Here is a 23,904-nt window from a genome sequence, read left to right on the forward strand (position 1 = left end):
AAAAACTTATGCGCGGTCTGATTGCTATACTTTTTGTAGCACTTACGGCGGGGTGCGCCACGAAAACAGGCACGGATGGCCCAGTCAATATTGGCCCTGACCTGTACATGATCGGTGGATTGGGTGGAACCTTCGATCATTCGGGCAGCGCTCTGAAAGCAAAGTTCTTCCAACAGGCGCAGCAATTTTGCGCGTCCAAGGAACAAACCATGATCCCTGTGAACAGCACGCACAAGGACGCAGGAATGGAGTATTCATCGGCAGAGGTTCAATTCCGCTGCATCAGTTCGGCCGCGCCTAAGAGCTGACACCACTCTCCGGTGGCTCTGGCCAAACCACACCTGAAGGTTCTGGATAAGCAGGAATGTCGCGCAGAGCCTGCCGGTAGTCACGCCATTTCTTGGCCAGCGGCACACCGGCCTCGTAGGCTTTCATGACCTCCCGGTCTGAGGCCGCGAGCAGCTCGTCGCGTTTGGCGCGCACCTGGGCCCAGGCCTCTTCATCGGTAAGAGGCGTCTCATCCCATTGAGCGGTGTGAATGTTCCAGCGGTGCCGCGCCGACGGGCACTGCGGGATGGGCCAGCCTGGCGGGTATCCCGCCTCCACAATGCTTCCCTCGGGATAGACCGCGCCGCCCGCACTTCCGAATCCCAGAAGATAGGTCCCGTCGTGGGCGTAGTTGACTGTGCTGCTCATCGTTTGGAGCCTATCGCAAAAAGCATGGCATCGTTAATCGAGCTGGGGGTGTCCCCCTTGAAACGCAGCGTCACGATGTTGTTGGATCCCGCGCTGGCATAGAACGCATAGGCATGCGAGACGGAGATATAGCCCGTGTCCACTTCATAGCCCGCAACGGATGCGCCATTCACCAGCAGGTTGGTGCCCACCTTCCTGAACCCTGAGCCATAGGTGATGACGGCAGTGGCATGCACATAGACCCACCCGGCCTGGTCCATGACAACGTTCAGCGACACCACGTCTATCCAGTTGGAAAAGCCCGTGCCGGACTTGCCAGAAGGGTTCGAGGCAAACACAGGGACCGTAACGGCGTTGCCCTGGATGGTCAGCGTGCTCACAGCGGCATTGCCAATGTAGGCGTTCCCAATGGCAGCGTTCTCCATGAAGACGCCTATATTGCCGCTGCCGATCTTGGACAGCTTGTTGACAAAATCTGTCGCCTTCATCTGGCTGCCGTCAGGTAGCCGGACATCGCTGTCCACCCAGTTCACCTGGATGTTGTTTTTCTTCCCGAGCCCTCCCAGGTTGGACAACCAGGCGACATCCATCTTTGCACCCGCGCCCAGAATCACATTCCCGGAAGCGTCACGGATGGTCAGATTCCGGGTATCGATCTTCTCGGCGGCCAGCGATCCGTTGACCACCATATCGCCATTGATGATGACGCCCGGGTTTGCCCAGGAAGAGCCGTTCCACATCCTGGCTTCGGAGTAGCTGGAGCCGTTGGAGATCATCACCTGATCGCCGATGACCAGGTGGTTGTTGTTTGCCGCGCTGCCGCCGTTGCCCAGCTGCTGCCAGACCGCATTGCGCGCTGTGGTGTCGCTCCAGGTGCCGCCGGACACGCCGATATTCACCGAACCCCGCAGCCCTTGAATCAGCGTCTTGCCACCGGTGTCCACCCGCATGCTGCCTTTGATGTACACGCTGGTGTTCATGTAGATGCCATTGGCATCCACACTGAATGGCACCATGCTGAGCGCCGGCGTGTTTGTCATGCCGCCGTTGTAGGTCGGCGCCACGATGGCGAACTTGTCGGCCGAAATGATGAATGCGCTTTGCGGCACACCATTTGCCTCGGAAGCGGACAGGCCAAAGCCGGCCAGCGCGCCGCCCGCTTGCACCTTGAGCGTGTACTGCGAGCGCAGGCCCGCCACGCGGTCGGCCGTCACGGTCATCTGCTCTTCCAGGCTGGCACGGCCAGGCGAGCCATCCTGGTAGTAGTTCCCGAGCGATGCCTGCAGCTGCTTGATGTAGCCGGCCTGGGCGAAATTCGTCTCCGCGATCACCCATTTGGTTTCGCGGATGCCAGCGGCATTGCCGTCCAGGGCCGCAAACATCTCGTCAACCTGGTAGGCCAGCTTGCGATAACGGTCCTCGATCAGCTTCTTAACCTGGGTGATCTTGGTGCCCTGCTCAAGCGCTGCCTCGGCCACGCTCTTGCTCACGATGTCGCGGATCTCGGCCGGCAAGTCATCGAAGCGGGTTGGATCGTCCAGGCTCTTGAGCAGGTCCTTGAAGAGCTTGGTCTTCTTGATTTCCTCAATGAACTTGTCGACCGCCAGCGGGATCGAGCCGGCCTTGCCCAGGTCGAGCACCACCTCATTGTCCTTGGCCTCCTTGGGCTGCTGCAGGGCGGCAAAGGCCTCTTGCATGCCTTGGATGTCGCGCACCGTGACTGCACGGTCCCAGGGATTGCCCCGGGCGCCGTTGCGCACTTCCAGGTGCTCCTTGAACAAGGCCAGCGCCTCGTCGGTGGCCGCGTTGCCCGTGGGCGCGAACACCAGGGCCGGCAGCTTGACCGCTCCGGTATCAGGTGTGAGCAGGAACTCATCAGACATTGCGCAGCTCCTCGGTCGTGCCGGCCATCACCACGCTCACCACACGCGACTCCCCTTCGATTTCCAGGACGTGCTCACGCCAGCGGCCCGGCGGCATGCGCTTGGGCTCCACGCTGCTCAGCTGCTTGGTGTGGCGCAGCTGGCCTTCTCCCAGCCAGCGAATAGTGGCAGGCGCTGCGGGGCTTTGCTCGCCCTCCGCCTGAACCCAGGCCATCGGCGCCTGCGCGGCCAGCAGCATGATGCCCGTCTTGTAGCGCCCCGTGCGGCGCCCTTGCGAAAACAGCTTCATGACCGCACCGGCCTGTGCCACGTAGACAGCATCGGTGATGTAGTCCTTGTGCACGGGCCCGCGCGGCAGGTCGACCGTGCCAAGGCGCATGGCCTTGAAGTCGAGCGCGAAGGTGCCGCCGTCGCACCAGAAGTAGTACACGCCATCCTGGCAGACGGCCACAATGCTGGATGGATTGAGGCTTTGCCAGTCCTCGCGGGCCCACAGCGTTTCGCTGATGACCTGCACGCCGGAAGCGTTGGCCAGACACAAACCATCCGGAGAGGCATAGAGAACGCCGCCGCCGTCGGCCGACACAATCGAGTCGGCGCTGACGCAGGCCTGCTCCTGGGAGAGCTTTACCGAAGTCATCGAGCCGGAGCTGGAGCCGCTGATGATGTAGGGGTGAGCCCGGGTGCCCACGAACAGGGATTGCCCGAAGACGCCCAGCCCAACGATAGGAGTGTCGGTGGTGATCTGGAATTCCACGGGCCAGGCAAACGGCCGGTATGGCACGCAGAACGCCACGAAGTTGTCCAGGTATGCCGCCACAATGCCGTTTGGCATGGCCACACCATCGCGCAGGTATGGATCCTCTCCCTTCGGCGGCTTGATGGTCGCGGCGCTGTTGGGATCGCGGCGCAGTGGCGGCTCTGCCCAGGTCATGGATGGGCACTGCTGGCCCAGCATGGAGCTGGGCACCTTGTCAACGAACAGGCCTTGCGTGATTACCACCTCATCGACAAGGCGCCATGAGGCCGCCACATTGCCGGTGGCCAACCGGTACACGCACCAGGTCAAGATGTTGCGCCCGGCGGGCACGGGCGGCCGCTGCACATCGACTGTGTCGTTTTGGTCGACCTGCAGCACATCGGTAACCTCGCTCGGGGCGGATTCTTCACCACGATCGGTCTTGAAGGTCACCAGGTAAAAGCGGTCCTCGATGATGCGGTCCGGATCCACGTCGAGCAGCCCGTTAGGATCATCCTTCTTCGACAGCGACTTTCCGGAGGCCCACTCCTGAATGTAGGTTTGCAGGTTGTTCATCCGCTTGAGGTACTCGGCCTCAATCACGGAACTGGTCAGGCGGGTCGCCTCTTTCTGGCATTCCTGAATCACGGCCACCGAATCGGTATTTTGGGTGGCGCTGCCGGTTTTCTGGTCCTCCCAGGCCCGCAGATCTTTGCGGTACTGCGCCATGGCGGCATCGTAGGCAATCCACTCGGGCGCCCGAGTCATAGACATGGTCTCGCCCGAATAGTCGGGTACGAACTCAGGCACCGTGGGCTTGGTCGGCTCTGTCGGCCGCGCTGCAGCGGTAGAGGCGCGCACCGCCTCATCGATGGCCTTCTTGAACTTGCGCACCACCACGTCCATCTGGTCGCGGTAGCTCTTGATGCTGGCATCAGCGGGATCCAGGAACTTGCCGAACTCATTGACGATGGATGTGATCTGGGCATCGCTGAAGATCTGGCTCCCATCCTTGGGACTTTCGAGCTTGCGCAGCTCGGCCGCCAACACCGTGGTGTCCAACTCACCCCAAAACGGCAGGCACATCAGACGGATAACCCAGTTCCCCCCGGACTGAAACCCACTGGTTCCCGTGACATTCAGGCCCTTGTCCTTGGCGTCGGCCAGCGTGAGAGCCAGCTCGCCAAACCACTGTTCAGTGGTGGACTGCGTGAGGCCGAACATTTCATAGGCACCGGCCCGGGGCTTACCTGCCGTGATCCGCCCGGTTACCTGGTTGACAGGTTTGGTGGCCGTCTGGATCGCCTTCAGCACCGCAGGCACCATGGTGCCGGACAGCCAGGTGCGAGCATCCTCCGCAGTGAACTGGCTGGTTTCGTTGAGCTTCACCGCTGGCTTGGCGGGCGCGGGCACGCCCAGCAGCCGGAAGTCGCCGGCCACCGTGGTCATCTGAGGCGCCTGCTTGCCGTCACGCGAGAAAACCACCGTGCGCTCGGTGGCGTCATCGTTGATCTGGCCGCGGACGTAGCGCCGGGCTTCAGGGGAGGTAATCCAGCCCGTGCTGTCGCCTTGCTGGATCACGCCATTGGCGTCCCGCATCATGCGGTACAGGCTTTTCACTCCCACCGGGCAGCTGGCCACCTGGGAATCACCCATCAGTGGCCGAAAGTCCGCAGAGGTCTGCAGCAGGTTGTGGCTGATCTGTGCGCCGGCGCCGCCCATGCCGCGCGCGGTTGCCCGGGGCACCAGGCCCGGGAAGCTGCCAACCTTTAGAACTGCCATCGATCAATCCTTCTCAGATCCATTCAATTCCCGCTCGATGCGGATTTGTCGCTGCTGGGCCGCGACTTCAGCGTCGCGCCTTTCAAGATCGCCTTGGAGTCTGCCGACCACGACGAGCCCTCTGTCGACCACGCCGATGCCTCGTTCAAGCTGGCCTTCGAGGGTGACGAGTCGATTTGCGAGATCGTCACGGGCAGTGGACTCGGCCTTGGCCCAGGCCCTGGTAGTGGCCTCCCGGCTGGCGGCGCCGTCGCGCAGCCGCCGATACTCATCAGCACGCCGATCAGCGTCATCAGCTCGCCGAGCTTCTGACCCAGCCAGCTTTTTGAGGTCGTCGATGAACTGAGCTTCATTGGTGTTTGAGGCTGTGGCATGCTGCTGCTCCTTCCTGCGGTCTGTCTGCTCTTTTTCGCGCGTGGCGCGCTGGTCGGCCGCTGCCTGGTCGCTGCGGTCCTGCTTGAGGGTTGCGATGGTGCTGCCCAGCCGCCAGGCCTGCACCTGCCAGCCTGCTGCTGAACCTGCGGCCAGGCCGGCCAGCAGCACGGCCGCGTAGCTCCAGAGGCGAATGGGTGCCGTCACCTGGTCAACGATCACGATGGCACCCTCCACATCGCGCACAGCTCAGCGTTGGAGTCACCACGCGTCTGCAGGCCAGGCAAAACGGTAAGCACCCCCTTGACGGTGCCCTTGTTCCAACGGGGGTTCTCTGCGCAAGACCCCGGCAGGTCCCCTGCATTGGCCTTGGCCCGCATGGTGCTGGTCCTGAACGAAGACAGAGGCTTGTTCCAGCCGAAATCTATAAAGGTGGCCTGCACAAAGGGGTCGTAGCTGCCCCAGTAGCGCAACAGCGGCGCCACTGCGGCCTCGGTCATGATGTAGCGCGCGCGCTCGAGTTGGTAGCAATCCTGGGGCGAGTAGAACTTGCCCGGCACGACACCGGCCCCCGTGACGCCGTTGCACACCGTCAGCGGCTCGCCACGGCCGGCCTTGTCCACGTAAGGACGGCCAATGTGCCGGTTGCTGGACTCGTAGTAGTTGCCCATGACCATGGCGATCTTGACGGCCATGGATGTCGTCTCGTCGGCCGCCACGGCCTGGACATACTCGTTGCTGTTGGCTTCCCTGATTGCCGCCTCGTTACCGAGGTAGGCACCGCCGGCGCCCAGCAGCAGCATCAGGGCCATGAGGCTGCTCTGCAGCAGCTTGGGCACTTTGGAATCACTCATCGGCCAGCGCTCCAAAGTCGGTGGTGCCCGTCCGGATCATGTTGCCCAGCTTGCGCCAGTTGGAGCCGTAGCGGATGACCATGGTCTCCTCGCCGTAGCGGTCGATCATGGACATTTCCCAGCTGATCTGGTCCCGGCGCGCGCGCACACTTGCGCGTGCGTCCTCTTTTCGCTTGTAGAACCGGTTGAGCAGGTAGCCGGCCAATGCCACGCCAACCCCCAAGGCACCGAATACCAGGTCCGAGCTGAGGGCACCAAAAAATGTCATGGCACCTGCCGACCCGTAGGTCATCGATTTGCCGATCCACTGGCCCCAGGTGCTGATAGTGGACTCAGCCGCTTCTTTGAAAATTTCAGACATCAATGTCCTTCTGTTGCTGATCTGGCTGATCTGCCAAAACCAGACTTGGAATATTCATGGCGCTGCCACAGCGACGGCTGGCCGCTGAGCCGGGTCAGTGAGCGTCTGCTTTGCCTTCTCGATGTCCTCCCGGATGAACAGCGAGCCAAGACCGGCCACCAGGATCACCGACGCCAGCTTTTGACCGAGGGGCTCTCCAGTGTCCAGATCTATGAGGTCGATTGTCGAAGCGAGCATTTCCGGCGTCACCGCCGTGTAAATAGGCGGCATAGGCACGTAGCGATACACCCCGTCCTCACCCATGATTTGCTCTTCCCGCTGCCAGAGAATGGAAGGGTCCTTGCCATAGGTGTTATCGAGCATCGCGGTGCGCACTCGGATGCGCGCTGCACCAGGGTTAATCGCAGGCTTATAGGGTTTCAATTCGTCTTGGTTCATATCTGGCTCCATCGCTTTTATTTACGGTTTCATTCTGAATGTTTGCCAACCGCTCCACACGCCGGTACTAAAAGAAGTAGTGCGTCTACTTGCGAAATCGTTATACACCGTCACTCTGAAATTACCAGGGCAACCTTGCCCATAAAACAAGGCAAACTCTTTAACAATTCGAGGCGTGGCTAAATCGATGGTTATAGTTCCACCGAGTCGGTTATCCCCAGCGTACTGCCCCTGATACCAGGAAGAAACAGTATTGTTGTCCACGATGCTGGCAGTGCTGCCATACCATGTGCCGTAGGATGCCGAAACCGGGGTCGCCGGCGTTGTTATATCAGCCCCGCCGAATGCTTCATGCAGCTCAAGCTCATATAATTGAGGCGTTACATGATTACCTGGCAACAGGCTATCAAACATTAACTCCCAGTACCTATAAGGCTTATAACCTTTGCCGTACAAGTGACCCAGGGTAATCGCCCCAGAAGTAGGCACACCAGAATCACAGCCATAATATGCACTAAGGCTATAACCAAGGCCAAATTCAGCATGTGCCTGCGGCATGGAAATGGGACCAGAAGATGGCATAACCATATTGATTACTCCTTTTTGAGCGCTTGCAATTCCATTACCACTTCTTTAAGCCCTTGAATGAGAAGTGGAACGAGTTTGGAGTAATCAACTGTCCGCCATTGGTAACCGTCATTTGCTTCATCAGGTATCGAACGGCCCACCGCCTCGGGCAAAACTGCCTCCACTTGGTCGGCGAGCACACCAACATCAGCCTGGCCTGGCTTGCCGATCAGTTCGGTCTTGCGGTTCCAAACAAAGCGCACACCGTCAAGCTTTGCGATCAACTCCAGAGCATTGGTGATAGGCACTACGTTGTCTTTGAGGTCCGGATCGGAATAGGCCTGGATGTTTCCCGCAGCGACCAAGTTTCCAGCGGGGTCGGAATACAACGACCAAGCCGCACGCGAGTAGCTTCCAAGGCCGAAATAGCCATCGTTGCGCACCCCCATGCGTATGGCATAGGCGTCGTGCCAGAAGGTCATTCCAGCAAGGTTCGCGTCGCCTCCTGTCGAAGACGACCGCGCGACGAAGCTGCCATTGCCATCGCCGCCATCAGCCGCAGCCCCCGACATCGACATGCTCCGCTTTTGTCCTGTCAGCTGACCGTTCATAGTCCCGCCAGACAGAGGCAGTTTGGCGTCCAAAGCGGCCTGCAAACCGGCCACCGTAACAATCTCCTGTGTACCGGTATGCGTGGAGCGGCTTCGCAGAGCTGCATCGGTGGAATTGACTGTCGCACCGGTTGCCACGCCAGCGAGCTTGTTCTTTTCAGCAGTTGTGTAGTCTTGCGTCGAGAGGCCCTTGCCCGTTTCCTGGCTGACTTTCGTGTCAAGAGCTGCCTGCAGCCCCTGTACTGAAGCAACTGTTTCCGGTGCCAACGCAGCAGCTGCGTCCGCTGCTGTCCAGCGGACACCGATTACAGTTCCAGCGTTCCATGCCCGAGCTGGCGTGCCCTCCTGGCCGCGCAGCACGTTTGAAAGCTGATCCGAATCAGAGGGGCGGGTCCGCACCGTGATCACCTCGATACCATCTGTGTCCTGCAGGACCATGCGGAACCAATCGCCGCTAGTGAGGGCTCCAGCATCCACATTAGCAACAGGAAGGCCACCGCTCGAAAGCAGGTTCAGCGTAGTGTCTGCAGCTGTCACGGAGCTTAGAAGCTCATAGCGGCCGGCGTTAATGAATTTCTGCGCCATGCTATTCGTCCTTGATCTTGAAAACCAGCTCGTACTCGTCTTGACGGCCGTACTCTGTCGTGACGCGCGCTGTCACCTTGTAGCGCTGACCGTCAGTGCCTCCGGAGATCCAGAGCTTCACCCGATCAGCAGTGAATTCCACCTTGTCGACCTGCAATGAAGAGTCATCGGGGTCTGTGAGGCAGACCACAGAGGCTGTGACCCCATCCAAGATGTCGCCTCCATTGAGCCAATCCTGGAAAGTGGTGTCATAGTCCTTGCGCTCCCAAGGCTGCTTGTTGTATTTCTCTAGGCTCATGTCGATACCGCCTCTCTTGCTTCAGCAGGACGGTTAGAGGTTCTGTTTTCGTAAGGGCGGGCCGTGGTGGCGTAGCCCTGCGGCATGAAATTCAGGCGGTTTGTGCCTCGCTCTGCCGAGGCGTTTAAGCGCAGCAATCCGGTGGCAGTTCCAACAGCAGCTGTGTGAGCGATTGCATTCGCAGAGACGCGCCAGGGAGCGGATGCCTTGGAATGGGCGATCACGCTGGAGTAGCCCTGCGCAACCATCTGCGCAGCCGCCACGACCTCCCCGGGCGAATAGGAAAATGGGTTGCCGAATGCAATTCCAACCAGCAGAAGCTGCCGGTTGAATCTGGCATGCAGCGCTGCAGTTGCTTTCGCCTCGCCACTTGCCATGAGATCTGCACTCATCGTTGAGAGAGCCAGGCTTTGAGCGGTTGCCTGCGCGCTACCCCTCAGAAATCCTTGACTAAAGGTCTGGCTCACCGAAACCGCGTCGAGCTTTCCAGCCAAAGTCAAGAATGCTGCGCCTTTCGTCAGCAAGATCGAATTGCTTTGTGCAGCGGCGATGGCCAAAGCATTTCCAGAAGCGACGGCATGGGCGAACACAGAGGTGTAGAAGTTGGTGACCAGCTGCCAAAGACCGTCGAAACCACCGTCCAGCAAAGGCTGGATATTGCTGGCCAGCATCCAAGTGGCCGAGGCTGTGGCCGTAAGGCCCACTCCGGAGCTTGTGAGCGGCGCCATACGCAGCGTGCCGCCGGCAGATGCAAGGAATGCCTCTGTAGTGCTCCAGTCCTGCAGAACAGATAGGACTGCTTCCGCCGTCGTGTTATTGACGGCCTGGGGGCGGTTGTCGCTGGCCTGTCCAGCTGAGGCGAGTGCTGTTACATTGGCCACCGCTTGACCGAATGCAGCCGAAGGCAGAGCGAGCACGGCCGAGGCCGTCACGTCAACATAGTTGCGTGCGTCCTGACCGATCTGCAGAACTGCAAGTTCCGCAAAGCCCAGCTCCGCCAGTATGGCCATATGCAGATGCCTTACGAGGTGACCAGCGTGAGCGTGGAGGTTTGGCGGATGCGAGGCACAACACCGAGCTTGCACTCAATGGATGGGCTGATCGTCATGCGCACCAGGACCTTGCCGGAGCCGCTTGCGGCTGTGCCGACACACAGGTGGGTGGCCGTCTGGTTTGCGCCGCCGGTCATTTCTGGGAATTCGGCCGTACCAGTGGGGTTCACCACGTTGCCCGTGACAGTCCAGCCCAGCGGGCCGCGCTGCAGAGCGATGCGGGTATAGCCCGAGTAGTTCACCTCGCTGGTGGTCTGCGTGCCGGCCGCGAGCGGGTCAGCGGTATGCAGCGACAGATAGAGGCTGGTCAAGGCGCCCGAGGCAGCGTTGTCCGCCAGGCCTGCAATGGCGGTGGCCTGAAAAATGAGCTTGGCCAGGTCGTTGGCAAAGGCAGAGGAAAACATGGTCGGCTCCTTTGGTTATCGGGTGCTGGCACTGATGTCGGCCTTGTTGCCAACACCGGTGCCATTGGGGGAAGAAACGACGGAGGCGCGGATGTCACCCGTCAAGGTGGAAGCGAAGGCGCTGTATGCCAGCTGCATGATCTGGGCGTTGCCGGCGTATTCAGCATCCTTGGCGTACGCCTTCCAAATGCCGCCCTTCAACAGCGCAGATTCGTACACGTCGGCCAGGTCAATGGCGCCCGTGCCATCAGCGGCGATGCGCTGGGGATAGGCCACCACCACCAGGTCAAGGCTGGCCTTAACGCCATCGGCAGGTGGCCACACAAAGAAATGAGTCGGATCGCGCAGGTCGTAGATGTAGTGCCGGATGCGCTCGCGGCCAGGGGCTGTCATCCAGCCAGGCGCCGAAACATCCAGCTCGCGGCGGCTTTCCACCAGCGAAATGGGGCCGCCATTGGTATTGCCGATAGCCTCCACAAGCCGAAAGCAGCCTTCAGGCAGCACCTGACGGGGGCCGGCCTGGAGCTTGTGCTCTACCGTGCGAGCAAAGAGGTCATGCCGCTGAATGGCGATCTCGTCGGCCGCCTGGTTCAGGGCGTCAGCAAGCTCAGACAGGGACCAGCGGTCCATGTCCACATCCTGCAGCTCCGCGCGTAGCTTCTGGATCAGGGTTGCGCCGTTGAGTGCCATCAGAATGCCACCCCCACAGCGCGTGGCCGCGCGGACGAGTTGCCGCGCCAAGTCTTGATCTTGATGCGCTCGCACTCGTCATCGAACCACTGGCCCATGACGGCATCGCTGTTGATGCGTGCGACCGCACCACGGGCAATCACCTCGGCATAGGAGGCAAAAATCTCGTCCTCGATGCCATAGGCCTTGTTGGAGGGCATCACGCTCACGCGCAGGACCAGCGTGCGGTTGGCACCCACGGGGCGGCTCAGCTCGACAGTCTTGCGCTCAGGCGTGAACACGTACAAGCTGTTCTTGGCGCCGCCGGCGCGCCACACCTCCAGCTCGTCACCATCCAAGGTGGCCGATTCGAGGCGGACCAGGTCAGCAGCGCCTGGAAACTCGATGTCGTAGGAAAGCTCGCTACCAGTGGTGCGCACGGGGTCAAGGTCGACACACCATGCGCGAGTAGCACGGCAGAAAGCCTGCGCACTGCGCAGCAGCTGATGGTCGACCATCGGCTCTGCCCGGCCTGGGCCGATCCAAGGCATCACATCAGGGTAGAGAGCTTCCCACGGGGTCATCAGGCAGCCTTCTTGCGGCCGGCCGCAGGTTTGGAGGCATCCGCCTCGGCTTGAGCTTTCTGGGCGGCTGCAGCTTCAGCATCGGCCTTGGCTTTCTCGGCCTCAGCTGCCTGCTCCTTGGCCGCTGCATCGGCTTCAGCCTGGGCCAGAGCGCGGGCCTTGGCTTCGGCAGCTTCCTTCGCCTGCGCGTCAGCCTGGGCCTGGGCCTGGGCTTGCGCTTCTGCATCCAGGTCCTTCAGCAGCACATACGCTTCCTTGATCTGCAGCAAGCGAGCGGCCACGGGCCCATCCTCCACCTCGGCCACCATGCGGCCGCGCGCGTCGGGATGGAACTGGATGACTTCGCCGAAGAGCTCCACCTCGATGGGGGCAGAGCGGCGGTGGGCGTGAATGAGCTTCATGGCACGCTCCTTACAGGCTGGCCAGGCCTGCGATCACCACCAGGCGGTTGCCCGTGGCGCCGTCAGTGGCGGCAGCAGCCGTCACCTTCAGGCCCAACTTGCGAGAGAGCTTCGCCGGCTGCGACAAGCCACCAGCGGTAGCCAGGCGGGAGGTAGTGCCGTTGACGCCTCCACCGCACTTCAGGCCGGTGTCATAGGTCACAGCCAGGTCAGTACCTGCGGCGTTGATTTCACCAATGGCAAATGCCAGGGTGGGCGTGGCGTTGGTGTCCAGGCCGGCGCCGGTCAGCTGCGCATCCACCAGGCGAACGCCTGGATCCAGCTCGTCCAGCTCAATGATGTCGCCGACGGCCAGAGGCTTGGTCAGCAGGGTCTGGATCACTGCGTGGGCCACAGCGGCAGTGGTTGGCGTCACACCACCACGGCGGCGCAAAGCATTCTCGGATTTGATGAGAGACATGGGATTTCTCCAAAGGATGAGGAAAAGGCTGCCTAAGCAGCCCTCCGGGGTTGGCGCTTAGGCAGCGTTGGGGTCCACGCAGTACGTGTCCATGGCGAAAAGGCCAAAGTCACGCTGCACACCACCGTCCTTGGACTTGTAGGTGGCCTTCTTGGCGCCGAGGACGGCGTGGGTGCCGATGGCAACATAGTTGCCGTGGTCCTTCTTCTCCTCGGTCCACTGGTAGCGGGTGCCGGACTCGGTATCGCCGTAAGCGACCATCAGGCCCTGCGCACCCATGAACAGCGAGCGTGCCCAAGGCAGATTGCCGCCGGCGCCTGCCGTCTTGTCGCGGATCACGTTGCGGTGCTTCTGCAGCACGACGTTGTTGTAGAGGCCCATAGCGCCCGTGAAAATCGGGTTTTTGGAGCCTTGGGCAGCAGCTGCAGCCTTCTGGATGTCCATCCACTTGCCTTCACCGGCTTCGGTGCGCAGCTTGTCTGCTTGCCAGGTGTGCATCAGCGCGATGTAGTGCTCACCACCATCGATACGCACGGGCACCATCGACAGCTCGTCGGTGCCGTCGCCGCCCATGGTTTCAGCCTTTGACACAGCCTTGTCGATCAAGCGCAGGCTGAACCCGTCAGCAGTGGTGAGGGATGCCAGGCTGGTGGCCGAGCCGCCATACATCTGGTGCATGGAATCGGGAGCGGTCAGCGGGTTGACATCGAACATCTTGGAGTTCGATTTCCACACGAAACCTTCACCCGAGCCCAGCGTGCCCGAGGCGTAGATGAACAGCAGCTCGTCCATCAGACGTGCCCACCAGTCGGCGCTGGCCTGCTTCGCATCAGCGCGCAGATCGCGCAGGGTACGCTTCTTGGTCATGCGCGAACCGAGGTTCACGCCACCACGCACCTGGTCGATGCGCAGTCGGTCGGTGTAGTAGCGCAGAGGGGCTTCGTTGCCGTCCAGCGTGTCATCGGCGATGACGGGCTCCATGTTGATCGGCATCAGCAGATCAACCAGCACCTCGTCACCAGCACCTGACTGCAGGTCGTCAATGCGCTGCACCGGGGTGCGGGACTTCTTGCCCTCACCGATGTAGCGCTGTGCCCAATAGCTGGTCTTGTTGATGGCCACGGCCATCAGCGTCGACCATTTTTTTACTGCTTGGGGGTCGTTGACCCCGACTAGAGTACGCATAGAAACGCTCCCCCAAATGGGATAAAAGCGCCTCTTGCGCGAACAATGAAAAGTTGTAGCAGTTAACCTAAGAGGACTTTTTCTGTTGTCAAGTCCTTTTTAGGTTTCGGCGTGTCGATAACCACCTCTGCTGGCAGTTCAGCATCAGGCTGACTCGCCGGCCCGGGACCTGGATGGCCTCCAAGCGAATGCGTCCGTTGTCCAAAGTGATGCTGTCGCCCGGCTTCAGGGTGCGAACCAGTCTGGTCTTGAAATGTGAGGTCATTGGTTGGCCCAGCGCTCCTGTTGCTCGGGGGTCATGCGCGCTACGGCGCGTTCTTGGTCGGCGATGTCCATGCCTTCGAGGTGCGCGAATTCATCGTCGCCCACGTTGGCCTCGGCAGCTGCAGGCACGTTGGCCAGGGATGGCGGGATCTTCGAGCGGTCATCCACCTTGGGGCGCGGCTTTTGCGCCGGCGCCGTTTGCTTGCCGCTGGGCAGCGTGACAGTCTTGCCGTGCCGGGCCTGCAGCAGCACCATGGCATCCTTGAGGCCGGCCTTGCTGGCCGCGATGTTGCCAGGTGCGTCGGTCAGACCGCGCTCGACAGCATCCTGGGCACACAGCGCGACCATGCGCTCGAATTCCTTTTTCAGATCGCCTTGGCTGATGTCCAGGCCTGCTGCCTTGGCTGCCTTCTGGTACTGGGCCAGCTCGCTGTTGTAGTCATCGGTCATGCGCTCGAGCGCAATCTGGCCGCGCGTCTGGTCCACCGCTTCGGCGCGCACCAGGGCGTCCAGCTTGTCCTGGATGTCGTTCTCGATGGTCTCGAATTCCTCGGGCTCCATCAGGCCGTCGAACACCTTGCGCTGCGCTTCCGCGCGCTCTTTGCGCAGCTGGGCCCGCTGGTCCTTGATGTCATCCGGAGCGACCGTCTTGGGCGCACTGGCGGGCGCAGGTTGCTCGTCCTCCTGCAGGTCCTGCTGCTGGTCCTGCTCCTGCTCATTGGTTTTGGACTTGCCGTTGCCAGCGTCCTCAGCAGCAGCAGCAGCAGCGGCACCGCCGTCAACTGCATCGCCCTGGTTCTGGTTTTCGTCGTCAGAGTCATCGTCATCGTTGTCGTTGCTCTGGTTGTTGCCTTCGGCACCGCCGTCGTCGGCCAGAAGCGCCTCGCGCTCTGCTTCGCTCAGGCCCTCCAGGTCATCGTCGGTGAGGCCGTGCAGATCGGGATCGTTGGATTTTTCAATGGTCATGGTGAACTCCTATTAGGGTTGGTTGGGTGGAATGGTGGGGAGCTGGGCCGCCTCGGGCACCTGGGGCGCGCCCTGGTCTGTCAGGCCTCCAGCCGTAGCAATCTCGTCAGCGGCTTCAGCCAGGCCGCCGGGCTCATAAGCGTTGGCGATGCGCTCAGCGGTATCAGTCGCCACATTCATCGTGGACACGTTCTTGTGGATGGAATCGGCCAGCTTGAGCTTGGTGTCGGCATCGAGCTTGTCGATTTCCTTGTGCAGCTTGGCCAGCATGGCCTCGGCCGTCTCGTCCTGGATCTGCTGCTGCTTCTGCTGCGCTTGTGCTGCGGCCAGCTGGGCCTGCTCTTCCTCGGGGGTCATCGGCTTGGATGGATCGCGCTGGCCATTGATCTTCCGGATGCGAGCGATCCACTCGTCTTTGTCCTTGATGTCAACAGACTGCACCACCAGGTCCAGCACGTTCATCACCACCTGCGGCGCAAAGGTGGCGATCTTGCCCAGCAGGTCGAAAATCTGTTCCATGGCGGCCTGGGCCAGGCTGCTGCGGTAGTCCTGGGTGTCGACCACAAAATCAGCCTCGCGCGCTGTCACATCGTTGAGGATGCGGCCGGTTGCCGGGTCGAATTTGTTGATTTCCAGCCATTCGATCGGCCGGCTTTCACCGGTGATCCGGATGACCTTTTCAGCGGTATAGAACTGCTCGATGTGGCTCAGGCGCAGGCGGCCGGCCTGCTTGATGGCCAACAGCAGGTTGTCGAAAAGCTCCGAAGTGGTCAGCGAGCCCTGGTCCTGCTTTGCCAGGATGGCACGGCCACTGCTGGCATTGGTGTCCCGGCCCAGGTTTTCATTGGTGACGCCGCCCACATCCCGCAGCATCTGCGAGTTGCGGTCGGCCATCATCAGGTTTGAAGCCAGATCGGTCTGGTTCTGATCGAAAACCAGCTGCTTGTCCTTGCGCTTGACGATGACGCCATTGGGCAGGGCTGCTTCCCGGCGCACATCCTCGATGTCGTCTACTGCGCCCTCATCCATGATGATGCGGTTATTGGACAATGCCCACTGCGCCTTGCTGTGGCGCTTGTTCAGGTCGTCCTGAATGTCGCGCATGCCGCGCCACACGCCGTAGGGTGAGCCATCGCGTGCCCGGCGGTAGCCCCACACCGGGATAAGCGTGAATCGCTGGTGCCGGAATGGGCTGGACAGGTCCAGGCACGGCGCCGCGCGGGTGGCGAGCATGAGGCGCATGCGCATCTTGACCGTCTCATACACGTTGGCCTTGTCCACCATCTCTTTATGGCGTGGGTCGATAGAGGGATTGACCACCTGGCCGGCAAACTCGCCATCGGCAAAGACCTTGACAGTCTCGGGCACCTTGTAGGCCACCTCGATCAGCTCCACGGACTGGCGTGGTGCATTCAGCCGGAACGACTCGCTCACCCCTGGGAAGATGCTGTGCTCCATCCCATAGTCGCGGCCCCACTCCGTTTCGGTGGAGTTGGTCAGGCGCTCGCCCATGTACCAGGGCTCATCCTGGGTATCGTCCAGGTTCTGGCCAGCCATGGCGATCAAGTGTTTGCGGCTGTTGGGCAGCAGCGCGCAGGCGTAGTCCAGATCCAGCACGCGCCGGCGGAACAGATACCGGGCGTCGGCGTTGTAGTCGACATTGCGGCTGTGGCTGTCGCGCAGCACATTACGCCAGTCCTCGGAGCCCGAGTAGATGATTTCTTGCTCTGGATCCGGGTTCAGGTTCTCCTCAATCCAGCTCAGCCCGCCAATGGCAGCCTGCTTGAAGGCGCGGGAGCGGTGCCAAACGGTCAGATTCACGTCATCGGTGTACTTGATGAGCTTGGTCTTGACCTCAGCCATGGCCTCGTCGTTCTGCTCACGCGGAAGCACCTTGTAGTCCTTGCGCATGCGCTTCTCGGTGCCCGCGATCCACTCCAGCGACTGACGGCCCTGGTTGTAGACCAAGGGCGCCTGGCCGCGCTCCAGCAGCACCTGGGCATCTTCGGCGCGCCATTGCAGGTGGTCGTGGTAGTCCTCATCGATGGACATTTGCTGCCGCTCGCCGGCCTGGCGCCGCGACTCATAGTCCATCAACTGCATCAGGCGCTGGTGACGGCCGGCGGCCTGGGAGTGCTCGCCGGTGTCAGCCACACCGCCTTCGGTGTCCTCAACCTCGGAGGCCTCCAGGTCCTTGATGACTTCGCGTCGCTTCTTGTCGTCTTCGTCGTTTACCTCAAACATCAGATGACCTCCGAATGCAGCTCTTGCCCGTGGGCCTTGACGGCCAGCTCCACACCGATCAAGCGGCGCTTGGTGGCCAGTGCTGCAGGCTGGTCCGTGGGCATGATGATGAGATCCGGCAGGCCTTCCACGATGATGTCGATGATGCGGTGGATGGTCGACCGGTCGTGCGCGGTGTAGCCCATGGCCTCGGCCGCCTCGAAGGCCTTGCGCAGCAGGTGCTCGGTCGGCTTGCCTTCCGATGTGACATACAGGTAGGCCAGGCGCTGGGGGATGCAGTAGGCACCGGTATCCATGCGGCGGTGGGCCGGGAACAGGCACATGCATGGCTCGGGCTCGCGCGGGGCCGACTCGTCGCCCAGCTTGTAGAGCTCGACCCACTGGTAGGAGCACACAACGTCGCGGATGGTGCGCTGCCGCCAGCAACGCTCGCCGCCCAGCTCAACGAACGGGGTGCCGGAGGGCGAAAGCAGGCTGACGGCGCTCATGCGCAGCTCCCGGCCAGCTTGTCGCGCAGTCGGAAGCCCAGCAGTTCCCAGACCCTCTCCACGGCCTGGGCGCGTGCCTCCTGGCGGCCGATCTCGGCGCTTTGCTGCTTCGGATCGATGGCGCCGTAGTTGATGCCGGCCAACTTCGTGCCGTTCTTCAGGATCAGAACGCAGATGGTGATGGAGCTCAGCGCCTGCTCCTGGTCTTTCTCCAGCTTGAAGCCGTCATTGGTGAACAGGACTGCATCACCGGCATTTAGGTAGTGCTCGCTGACGATCTCGGCCTCCACGTCCGCCGGCGTCACGCGCGGGCCGGTGCTCGCCTTTGCCATGCTCTCCGCTTTCGGCGCTGCAAGGCCGCCGGACACGGCCACACCAGCGCCGCTCATATGGTGCGCCAAGCCTTCGTCCATCTTCTGATGGACGTGCTTGCTCAGGGAATTGAGCATCGATGCTTCAGCACCACATGCGGAAGTTTTCGGATGCAGCGTATCCAGCAAAGCCTTGATGCCATCCGCAAGGGCAGCAGCCTTGGCAGGTTGGCTCGCCAGTTCTGCAGCAGCTCCGTGCACAAGGGATTGCTCCAGGATTTCTCGCTGTGAGGGTTGGCGGTACGTTCCCGCAGAGATTAGGACTTCCGTTGCTTTGCCGTCCACCTTCTCACAGGCAGCCTCGACATTTCCCAGATTGCTGTCCGGAGCGTCTCCTTTACCCTTGAAAAAACCAGCTTTAGGGCAGGTATTAGTCTCCGAATATCCAACATGGACCTCTACCGATCCGTAGTCGTAGCTATGGCTGAGCAACTTTCCAGAGGAAGCTGTTCCAACTTGGACATCAACACGGTTCGCTGCTTCAAGCAGGGCTTGGCCGACATATTTATGCAACTGCTCTGATTCACGCTCAGCATTGACTGTCACCGACAGCGTGACAACCAGCCGGCGCGCAATGCGAGACTCTGGGAGGGAAAAAGTGGACTTGCTCATGCTGTTCTCCAGGAGGTTGAGCGCGGCGGCTTGCTCGCGCGGGGTTTCACGCGGGCCAGATCCAGCCCGGTCTTTACGAGGTAGCGCGTGGCGTCCATAAGGTGGTCGTTGCTTTTCACGACTCGGCCCTGTTCGTCACGGCGGTAGATGCGGTATTCGTTGAACCAGTCCAGGCAGGACTTGAAGACCTTCAGCCGGCCGGTAGAGAGGCGTTCCCACACGTCGTAGATGCCGCTCTCGACCCCGTTGTCTGCCGGGTGGATGTCCAGGCCCAGGTCGGTGTAGACCACCATCAGCTGCTCGCCATCCTTCTGGCTCCGGCCACGGGCGGCCGGGTCGATGGCGCCCGGGATCCACTCGCCACGCGCCTTGATGCCCGTCGCATGGATGGATGGCTCGGCCTGGCCGCGATAGTGCTGCGAGTAGAGGTAGACGATGTCGTTTTCGCGGTCGAAGGCGCCCCAAATGGCTGCTGTCCGGTTCCAGCCCACGTCCAGACCGTAGGACCGTGGCCAAAAGTCTGGGATCTGGAAGTCATCGACCTTGATGTCGTCTTCGTCCACCGGGTAGATGGCACCAGCGCCCAGAGCGGGCACGCCCTTGGTACGGGCCTGGCGTTGGTAAGGCTGCAGCTTGGACAGCAGCTTGGCCTTGGCCTGTTCGGACAGGTGGGGCACGTCATCCCAGCCGCATCGCACGATGAGACGGTCAGCAGCTGCCCGGCGCTTGAGGCCGTCCGGGTCTTCCTCATCCGTGAAGGCCTCGACGGGCTTGATGAGGTCCTGCACCAGGGGTGTGAGGCCGTTGAGCGGGGTGAAGGTCAGGATGCTGATGCCGTCGCGGGTCATCAGCCGCACCAGACCCTCCTCGTACACGTCGGCCGGGCACTCTTCGTCAGCCCAGAAGCCGTCCAGCTCGAAGCCCTGGAAGATTTCCCGGCCCTGCACGTAGCTGCGCAGCCAAAGCTCGGACTCGCCGCCGGACTTGTGGCGCACGATGATCTTCTCCACCGCGCCCTTGACGTGCGAGCGCGGCACCACGCCCACGATTGCATCCCCAGGAATGAGGCCGGTGCCGTACTTCTCGGGCTTGTCCGTGGTCGAGCCCAGCATCTTGAGTTGGATGATGTCCCGGGTGGTTTCGTGCGTGTCACCGCTGGCCAGCCAGCGACAGGCCTTGTCAAAGCGGTGGCCCTCCCACCAATCCGGATACTCGCCAGTGAGGTGGTAGGCAATCTCGGTGCCGGCCGCCACTGTCTTGCCGACCCGGTTGCCTGCCATGAAAACGCGCTCAGAGGCGCGGGCAATCTCTGTCAGATCGCCAGGTGGCGTGCCTGGTGCGCGCGACTTGAAGAACTCTTGGTGCTTGGGATACAGCTCGCGGCGCAAAGGCCCCTTGTCGGGGAACATGGTTTGCAGCAGGCGCGTGTTCTGGCGGCGCTCCAGCTCGAGCAGCAGGCTCTCCAGCTCCAGGCGCTGCTGCGAGGAGAGTGCTGCCAGGTCAAACTGATCGCTCGAGCTCACTGGGCACCCTCCGCCTTGGGCACGATGCCAGGTAGGTTCACGCCAAAGCGCTGCAGGCGCTCGAGCAGCTGGTCGTCGCTCAGTTTGGTGGGAGTGCCGATCTCTCCAGACAGCTCCAGCTTGTCGCCATAGACGCGGGGCTTGAGCTTGGAGGCTACCCATTTGCGGGCATCGACACGCAGCTTGTTGCGGTTCACCAGCGCTGTGCTGATGCCCACGGTGGTTACACCATCCTCCACCTCAACCACGGTGCAGTCCTCATCGGCGATGTCCACAATCTCATCGGCCAGCAGGTCGGCCCGCTCTTGCCTCGCGCGCGCGTACATCTCGGAGCGTGACGAGTCGGCGTGGATAAATTCCAGCATCCCCGTGTACGAAAAGCCATGCAGCTTGCAAAAGCCGTTCAGGTGTCCACCAGCACAGACATAGGCCATGAACTCATCGAGCGCACCCGCACGGGCGAACCACTCCCTTTGGAGTGCTGCTTTAGTCTTTGGCTTGGGGGTGGATTTGCGAGCGGGCTTCTTTACCTTGGCCGTTGCAGCCTTGCCCGCTCTCTGTGTGGTGGTCACGTCTAGCGCCTGCGCTTCGTGCGCGTTGTTGATAACGGCGTTAGACCATCAGGACTTTTAAGATTGTCAAGAGCCTTTCGGGTGTAAGTCGTACAAGAGTGGCTGTGATGCCCTGCGATAATTCTTTATGACAAAAGAAATGCTTGCCCACTTCCTTCTTCAGTCGCTTCCATTCTTTGAAAGAATGCGAGTGTCGGGCCTGCCTTTCATGAGCCGATTCCCAATTTCAAGCTGTGAGCCTTCGAGTGCAATTCTTGCTATAGCACTAGCAAATCGTTTTCCCGACTCCGAAATTCTTGTGGTCAAGGCTTACTCAAGCAATGGTGCTGGTGGTCATTTCTGGGTAGAAATTGATGAATTTGTGGTCGATGCTACTGCCCACCAGTTCGATGACTTTTCTGGACCAATCGTCAAAGATAAGCCAAGCCCGCTGTCAAGCACGTTCCCTGTCATGCAAAGGATTTCAATCGAATCAGCATTGATCGGTTTGTCGGAGATCAATTACTCTCCAGAGCTAGTCAAATTGCTTGGAAAGGAACTGCTGGATGAGGTTAAGATTCGTTCTCGGGTAGCTGTATAACTATCGCTGCCATTCCATGCCTTGGACTCTGCGCATGGCCTGCGCTCTGGTGTATGTGTGCCGTGCAGCTCTGCCCAGCGTGCACGAAACTCTGCCCAGGGCAGCACATGGGATTCCCCCCACGCTTTCACCTGTGCCTCCCAGTGGCGCCGCGCCATCGTCTTGTTCGACTTGGCAGCGATCCGTATACGTTCAATCATAGCTTGGCAATCCCTCCGGCCACAGGCCCATCATTTGAATCTTGCGGCGTGTGTCCGCCCCCCAGGCCTCCGCCACCAGGGCAGCGGCTGCCTTGGGGTACAGCTCGTATTGGTCGAACTTCGGGTGGCACCCCTTCACGCCCGGCCGGTCACAGCAGAGTGCAAAGCAGGTGCGGTCGTCTGTCTTGAGGCCTGCGCCCTTGCCGTGGTTGGCGTGGGCCGCCTGGCTGTACCCCACGATGCCGCACGCACAGCATGGCAGGCTTGCCACGGCACGGCGGTAGTCCTCATTGCGCAGATGCTCGCCTTTTTTGATCGGTGGCACCGTGGCGCCGGCCGCGCTTGCATAGTTCGGGGCGCTGGCCAGGGGCTGGTGCACGGTCTTGGGCGCAGGGGCCCAGGCGTTTTGCCTGAATCCGCCGCGCTTCATGCTGCGCACCTCACTGCAGCTGACGCGACCATCACAGCGGCCGTCATCAGCAGAGCCAGCAAAAGGACGCCCGCCAGCCCGCTGGCTAAGCATTGCGACTCTTCGGCCACAGGTGCCTCACGCACCACGCAATAGTCCACGTCATTCGGGCCGGGCACACCCTCCCAGCGCTTTCGTGGCGCTGGGCCATATCTTTCGGTCACCACCACGGTCCTGCCGTGGAGCTGGGTTGTCCAGATCTTCACCACGCTGCGCGTCATAGCTCGCCTTTCACCAGGCGCCGGGCATACCCCAGCTTCTGCATCACCACCAGTACGCTGCACCGGTAGTTGTGGGCCAGCGTGCTCACGCTCGCGCCGCGCTGACGGCCCAGGTACATATTCATGGTCTTCATGGGTGTCCAGTGGCAAAAGGTGCCCTTGGTCTGGCGGTGCAGGTACTGTTTGTAGACCTGCTTGGCCCATGGGATGCTCACCTGGTATTCGGCGGCGATCTGGGCCCAGGTCATGCGCCGCTCTACGCAGCCGGCCAGCTCGTACAGCTGCGCGTCGTTCCATTCCTTCATCCGGCTCATTCCCCGAAGCTCCTCAGGATGGTTTCGATCATCTCGATGCGCTGCGCGGGCCCCAGGTGCTTCCACAGGGTTGCGCCGGCGTGCTCGCTTCGCAGGAAATGGACGGCGTCCGCGTGGAACTGCTCCATGTCACCCTGCTCCAGGTTTGCGTAGCTGATGGAGCGCGGCACCGGAATCACGCCGCCCTTGGGCCCCGGATACCAGTCGACAAAGCTTGCGCCCACCTTCAACCAGGTGCGGAAGCTCTCGAAGTCCTCGAAGCGCTCCTGCGTCTCGAAGACCGCCTGCTCCATGGCCATGTGCTTGCGGTGATACCAGCCCAGCCGCGGCTGAACGGTCTTGATTTCGACCATTTCACCGGGCTCCAGGCGCATCAGGCGGTTCCATAGGCGGCGCCACTGGCTGCGGCCACGTTCGCCCAGGCCGTCCACGATGCCGAAGATGACCCGGCGCGCCACAGCGGCGTCCTGCTCGCTGATCTGCACAGCTTCCTGACGAACAATCGTGATTTCAGGCATTGGTTGCTCCTCGATATGGCCAGGCCACCATGGCGGCGTCCCGGGCGTGCTCGTTTGACTTACCGGGCCAACCGGTCTTGCGTTTGAATGCCTCTGCATCCAGCTTGCCGCCCTTGCCGGCCGGGCTGATGCCGTGTGCAGGTATGCCAAGCTCGGCGCAGACGGCATTGATGAGGCTGGACCAGGCATCGACCTGGCCCACATTGCGCGCCATCTTGGCGGCGGCAGCGCGGCTGGGCACCTTTGTCCAGGTGTGTGACTGCAGGCGGCTGTCTTCAAACACCACCCGCATGGGCCCTTTCTCCCGAATGAAGCGCTCGATGTGCAGCGGCTCTATCGTGTCGAGGCCCACCAGCTGACCGGCCACAAAGGTAGCCACCCCCGTGTTGGCGCCTGGATCGATGCCCAGGATCACGCGAGAGGCTCCAGCTCCGCCGGCGGCGGCCGGAAGCCCTTGGCCTTGAGCTCGGCCCGCACTGCCTGCCGCATTCCCGCCCAGGCCCCGGCCGCTTGCGCGTCGTTCTCCAGCTCGGCGGCCTGCTCCCTGCTGTAGTGCCACCATCCCGGCGTCATGGCCAGCGTCACCAGCCAGTCGCGTGTTTTCTGGAATTCGGTCATTTT

General features: G+C 61.3%; 30 protein-coding genes. 2 read left to right on the top strand and 28 right to left on the bottom strand.

The genetic code is table 11. The annotated features are described in order from the left end of the window. Positions 1-8: 8 nt before the first annotated feature. Complete coding sequence (locus ACCQ08_RS04490; protein WP_373449019.1) at positions 9-308, top strand: hypothetical protein; 300 nt, start codon at positions 9-11, stop codon at positions 306-308. On the opposite strand, the gene ACCQ08_RS04495 is transcribed toward ACCQ08_RS04490, so the two are convergent. From ACCQ08_RS04495 to ACCQ08_RS04605, 23 genes are all read right to left on the bottom strand, one after another. Continuing rightward, entirely contained in the window at positions 298-696 is a 399-nt protein-coding gene (locus ACCQ08_RS04495) for a tail fiber assembly protein (protein ID WP_373449020.1), read from the bottom strand. The genes ACCQ08_RS04490 and ACCQ08_RS04495 overlap by 11 nt on opposite strands. Then, positions 693-2,579, bottom strand: coding sequence for a DUF1983 domain-containing protein (locus ACCQ08_RS04500; protein WP_373449021.1), 1,887 nt, complete (start codon positions 2,577-2,579; stop codon positions 693-695). Before ACCQ08_RS04500 ends, ACCQ08_RS04495 begins: the two co-directional genes overlap by 4 nt. After that, complete coding sequence (locus ACCQ08_RS04505; RefSeq protein ID WP_373449022.1) at positions 2,572-5,100, bottom strand: hypothetical protein; 2,529 nt, start codon at positions 5,098-5,100, stop codon at positions 2,572-2,574. The genes ACCQ08_RS04500 and ACCQ08_RS04505 overlap by 8 nt, the downstream gene beginning before the upstream one ends. A gap of 3 nt (positions 5,101-5,103) precedes the next feature. After that, positions 5,104-5,694: a hypothetical protein gene (locus tag ACCQ08_RS04510; RefSeq protein WP_373449023.1), complete on the bottom strand. Its 591-nt coding sequence runs from the start codon at positions 5,692-5,694 to the stop codon at positions 5,104-5,106. Continuing rightward, positions 5,691-6,326 (bottom strand): glycoside hydrolase family protein, encoded by a 636-nt coding sequence (locus ACCQ08_RS04515; protein ID WP_373449024.1) that lies wholly within the window; start codon positions 6,324-6,326, stop codon positions 5,691-5,693. Before ACCQ08_RS04515 ends, ACCQ08_RS04510 begins: the two co-directional genes overlap by 4 nt. Further along, positions 6,319-6,687 carry a hypothetical protein gene (locus ACCQ08_RS04520; protein ID WP_373449025.1) on the bottom strand — a complete coding sequence of 123 codons (369 nt, stop codon included), beginning with the start codon at positions 6,685-6,687 and terminating at the stop codon, positions 6,319-6,321. Before ACCQ08_RS04520 ends, ACCQ08_RS04515 begins: the two co-directional genes overlap by 8 nt. Positions 6,688-6,741: 54 nt before the next feature. Then, entirely contained in the window at positions 6,742-7,125 is a 384-nt protein-coding gene (locus tag ACCQ08_RS04525; RefSeq protein WP_312530502.1) for a hypothetical protein, read from the bottom strand. A gap of 21 nt (positions 7,126-7,146) precedes the next feature. Beyond that, positions 7,147-7,713, bottom strand: coding sequence for a hypothetical protein (locus ACCQ08_RS04530; protein WP_373449026.1), 567 nt, complete (start codon positions 7,711-7,713; stop codon positions 7,147-7,149). A 5-nt stretch (positions 7,714-7,718) separates the two neighbouring features. Beyond that, a complete protein-coding gene (locus tag ACCQ08_RS04535) occupies positions 7,719-8,888 on the bottom strand; it encodes a tail fiber domain-containing protein (protein WP_373449027.1) in 1,170 nt (389 codons plus the stop codon). Position 8,889: 1 nt separating this feature from the next. Next, entirely contained in the window at positions 8,890-9,186 is a 297-nt protein-coding gene (locus ACCQ08_RS04540) for a hypothetical protein (protein ID WP_312530494.1), read from the bottom strand. Then, on the bottom strand, positions 9,183-10,196 hold the full coding sequence (locus ACCQ08_RS04545; RefSeq protein WP_373449028.1) for a hypothetical protein: 1,014 nt from the start codon (positions 10,194-10,196) through the stop codon (positions 9,183-9,185). The genes ACCQ08_RS04540 and ACCQ08_RS04545 overlap by 4 nt, the downstream gene beginning before the upstream one ends. Positions 10,197-10,207: 11 nt before the next feature. After that, the gene (locus ACCQ08_RS04550) at positions 10,208-10,642 is read right to left on the bottom strand and encodes a hypothetical protein (RefSeq protein WP_312530490.1); all 435 of its coding nucleotides are present in this window, start codon (positions 10,640-10,642) and stop codon (positions 10,208-10,210) included. 15 nt (positions 10,643-10,657) lie between these two features. Then, positions 10,658-11,332, bottom strand: a complete 675-nt coding sequence (locus tag ACCQ08_RS04555; RefSeq protein ID WP_312530488.1) for a DUF6682 family protein — start codon at positions 11,330-11,332, stop codon at positions 10,658-10,660. After that, a complete protein-coding gene (locus ACCQ08_RS04560; protein WP_373449029.1) occupies positions 11,332-11,895 on the bottom strand; it encodes a hypothetical protein in 564 nt (187 codons plus the stop codon). The genes ACCQ08_RS04555 and ACCQ08_RS04560 overlap by 1 nt, the downstream gene beginning before the upstream one ends. Next, positions 11,895-12,296, bottom strand: coding sequence for a hypothetical protein (locus tag ACCQ08_RS04565; protein WP_373449030.1), 402 nt, complete (start codon positions 12,294-12,296; stop codon positions 11,895-11,897). Before ACCQ08_RS04565 ends, ACCQ08_RS04560 begins: the two co-directional genes overlap by 1 nt. A gap of 10 nt (positions 12,297-12,306) precedes the next feature. Continuing rightward, entirely contained in the window at positions 12,307-12,756 is a 450-nt protein-coding gene (locus tag ACCQ08_RS04570) for a hypothetical protein (RefSeq protein ID WP_373449031.1), read from the bottom strand. 57 nt (positions 12,757-12,813) lie between these two features. Further along, positions 12,814-13,941, bottom strand: a complete 1,128-nt coding sequence (locus tag ACCQ08_RS04575) for a N4-gp56 family major capsid protein (protein WP_313331374.1) — start codon at positions 13,939-13,941, stop codon at positions 12,814-12,816. Between the two features lie 261 nt (positions 13,942-14,202). Further along, a complete protein-coding gene (locus ACCQ08_RS04580) occupies positions 14,203-15,171 on the bottom strand; it encodes a hypothetical protein (RefSeq protein ID WP_373449032.1) in 969 nt (322 codons plus the stop codon). Between the two features lie 12 nt (positions 15,172-15,183). Then, the gene (locus ACCQ08_RS04585; protein WP_373449033.1) at positions 15,184-17,415 is read right to left on the bottom strand and encodes a portal protein; all 2,232 of its coding nucleotides are present in this window, start codon (positions 17,413-17,415) and stop codon (positions 15,184-15,186) included. Next, positions 17,415-17,903, bottom strand: a complete 489-nt coding sequence (locus ACCQ08_RS04590; RefSeq protein ID WP_373449034.1) for a hypothetical protein — start codon at positions 17,901-17,903, stop codon at positions 17,415-17,417. The genes ACCQ08_RS04585 and ACCQ08_RS04590 overlap by 1 nt, the downstream gene beginning before the upstream one ends. Next, complete coding sequence (locus tag ACCQ08_RS04595) at positions 17,900-18,886, bottom strand: Gp49 family protein (RefSeq protein ID WP_373449035.1); 987 nt, start codon at positions 18,884-18,886, stop codon at positions 17,900-17,902. Before ACCQ08_RS04595 ends, ACCQ08_RS04590 begins: the two co-directional genes overlap by 4 nt. Next, positions 18,883-20,409, bottom strand: coding sequence for a terminase large subunit domain-containing protein (locus ACCQ08_RS04600; RefSeq protein ID WP_373449036.1), 1,527 nt, complete (start codon positions 20,407-20,409; stop codon positions 18,883-18,885). The genes ACCQ08_RS04595 and ACCQ08_RS04600 overlap by 4 nt, the downstream gene beginning before the upstream one ends. Beyond that, positions 20,406-20,981, bottom strand: coding sequence for a hypothetical protein (locus ACCQ08_RS04605; RefSeq protein ID WP_313331361.1), 576 nt, complete (start codon positions 20,979-20,981; stop codon positions 20,406-20,408). The genes ACCQ08_RS04600 and ACCQ08_RS04605 overlap by 4 nt, the downstream gene beginning before the upstream one ends. A gap of 127 nt (positions 20,982-21,108) precedes the next feature. Between ACCQ08_RS04605 and ACCQ08_RS04610 the strand changes: the two genes are divergently transcribed. Continuing rightward, positions 21,109-21,561: a hypothetical protein gene (locus ACCQ08_RS04610; protein ID WP_312530467.1), complete on the top strand. Its 453-nt coding sequence runs from the start codon at positions 21,109-21,111 to the stop codon at positions 21,559-21,561. 192 nt (positions 21,562-21,753) lie between these two features. On the opposite strand, the gene ACCQ08_RS04615 is transcribed toward ACCQ08_RS04610, so the two are convergent. From ACCQ08_RS04615 to ACCQ08_RS04635, 5 genes are all read right to left on the bottom strand, one after another. Continuing rightward, on the bottom strand, positions 21,754-22,191 hold the full coding sequence (locus tag ACCQ08_RS04615; RefSeq protein WP_373449037.1) for a hypothetical protein: 438 nt from the start codon (positions 22,189-22,191) through the stop codon (positions 21,754-21,756). A gap of 256 nt (positions 22,192-22,447) precedes the next feature. Further along, complete coding sequence (locus ACCQ08_RS04620) at positions 22,448-22,765, bottom strand: hypothetical protein (protein ID WP_373449038.1); 318 nt, start codon at positions 22,763-22,765, stop codon at positions 22,448-22,450. Then, on the bottom strand, positions 22,762-23,283 hold the full coding sequence (locus tag ACCQ08_RS04625) for a DUF1367 family protein (RefSeq protein WP_373449039.1): 522 nt from the start codon (positions 23,281-23,283) through the stop codon (positions 22,762-22,764). Before ACCQ08_RS04625 ends, ACCQ08_RS04620 begins: the two co-directional genes overlap by 4 nt. Then, positions 23,276-23,698 carry a hypothetical protein gene (locus ACCQ08_RS04630; RefSeq protein ID WP_373449040.1) on the bottom strand — a complete coding sequence of 141 codons (423 nt, stop codon included), beginning with the start codon at positions 23,696-23,698 and terminating at the stop codon, positions 23,276-23,278. The genes ACCQ08_RS04625 and ACCQ08_RS04630 overlap by 8 nt, the downstream gene beginning before the upstream one ends. Then, entirely contained in the window at positions 23,695-23,901 is a 207-nt protein-coding gene (locus ACCQ08_RS04635; RefSeq protein ID WP_373449041.1) for a hypothetical protein, read from the bottom strand. Before ACCQ08_RS04635 ends, ACCQ08_RS04630 begins: the two co-directional genes overlap by 4 nt. Between the last annotated feature and the right edge of the window lie 3 nt (positions 23,902-23,904).

Source organism: Comamonas sp. SY3 (assembly GCF_041730275.1).
Taxonomy (GTDB): domain Bacteria; phylum Pseudomonadota; class Gammaproteobacteria; order Burkholderiales; family Burkholderiaceae_C; genus Comamonas; species Comamonas sediminis.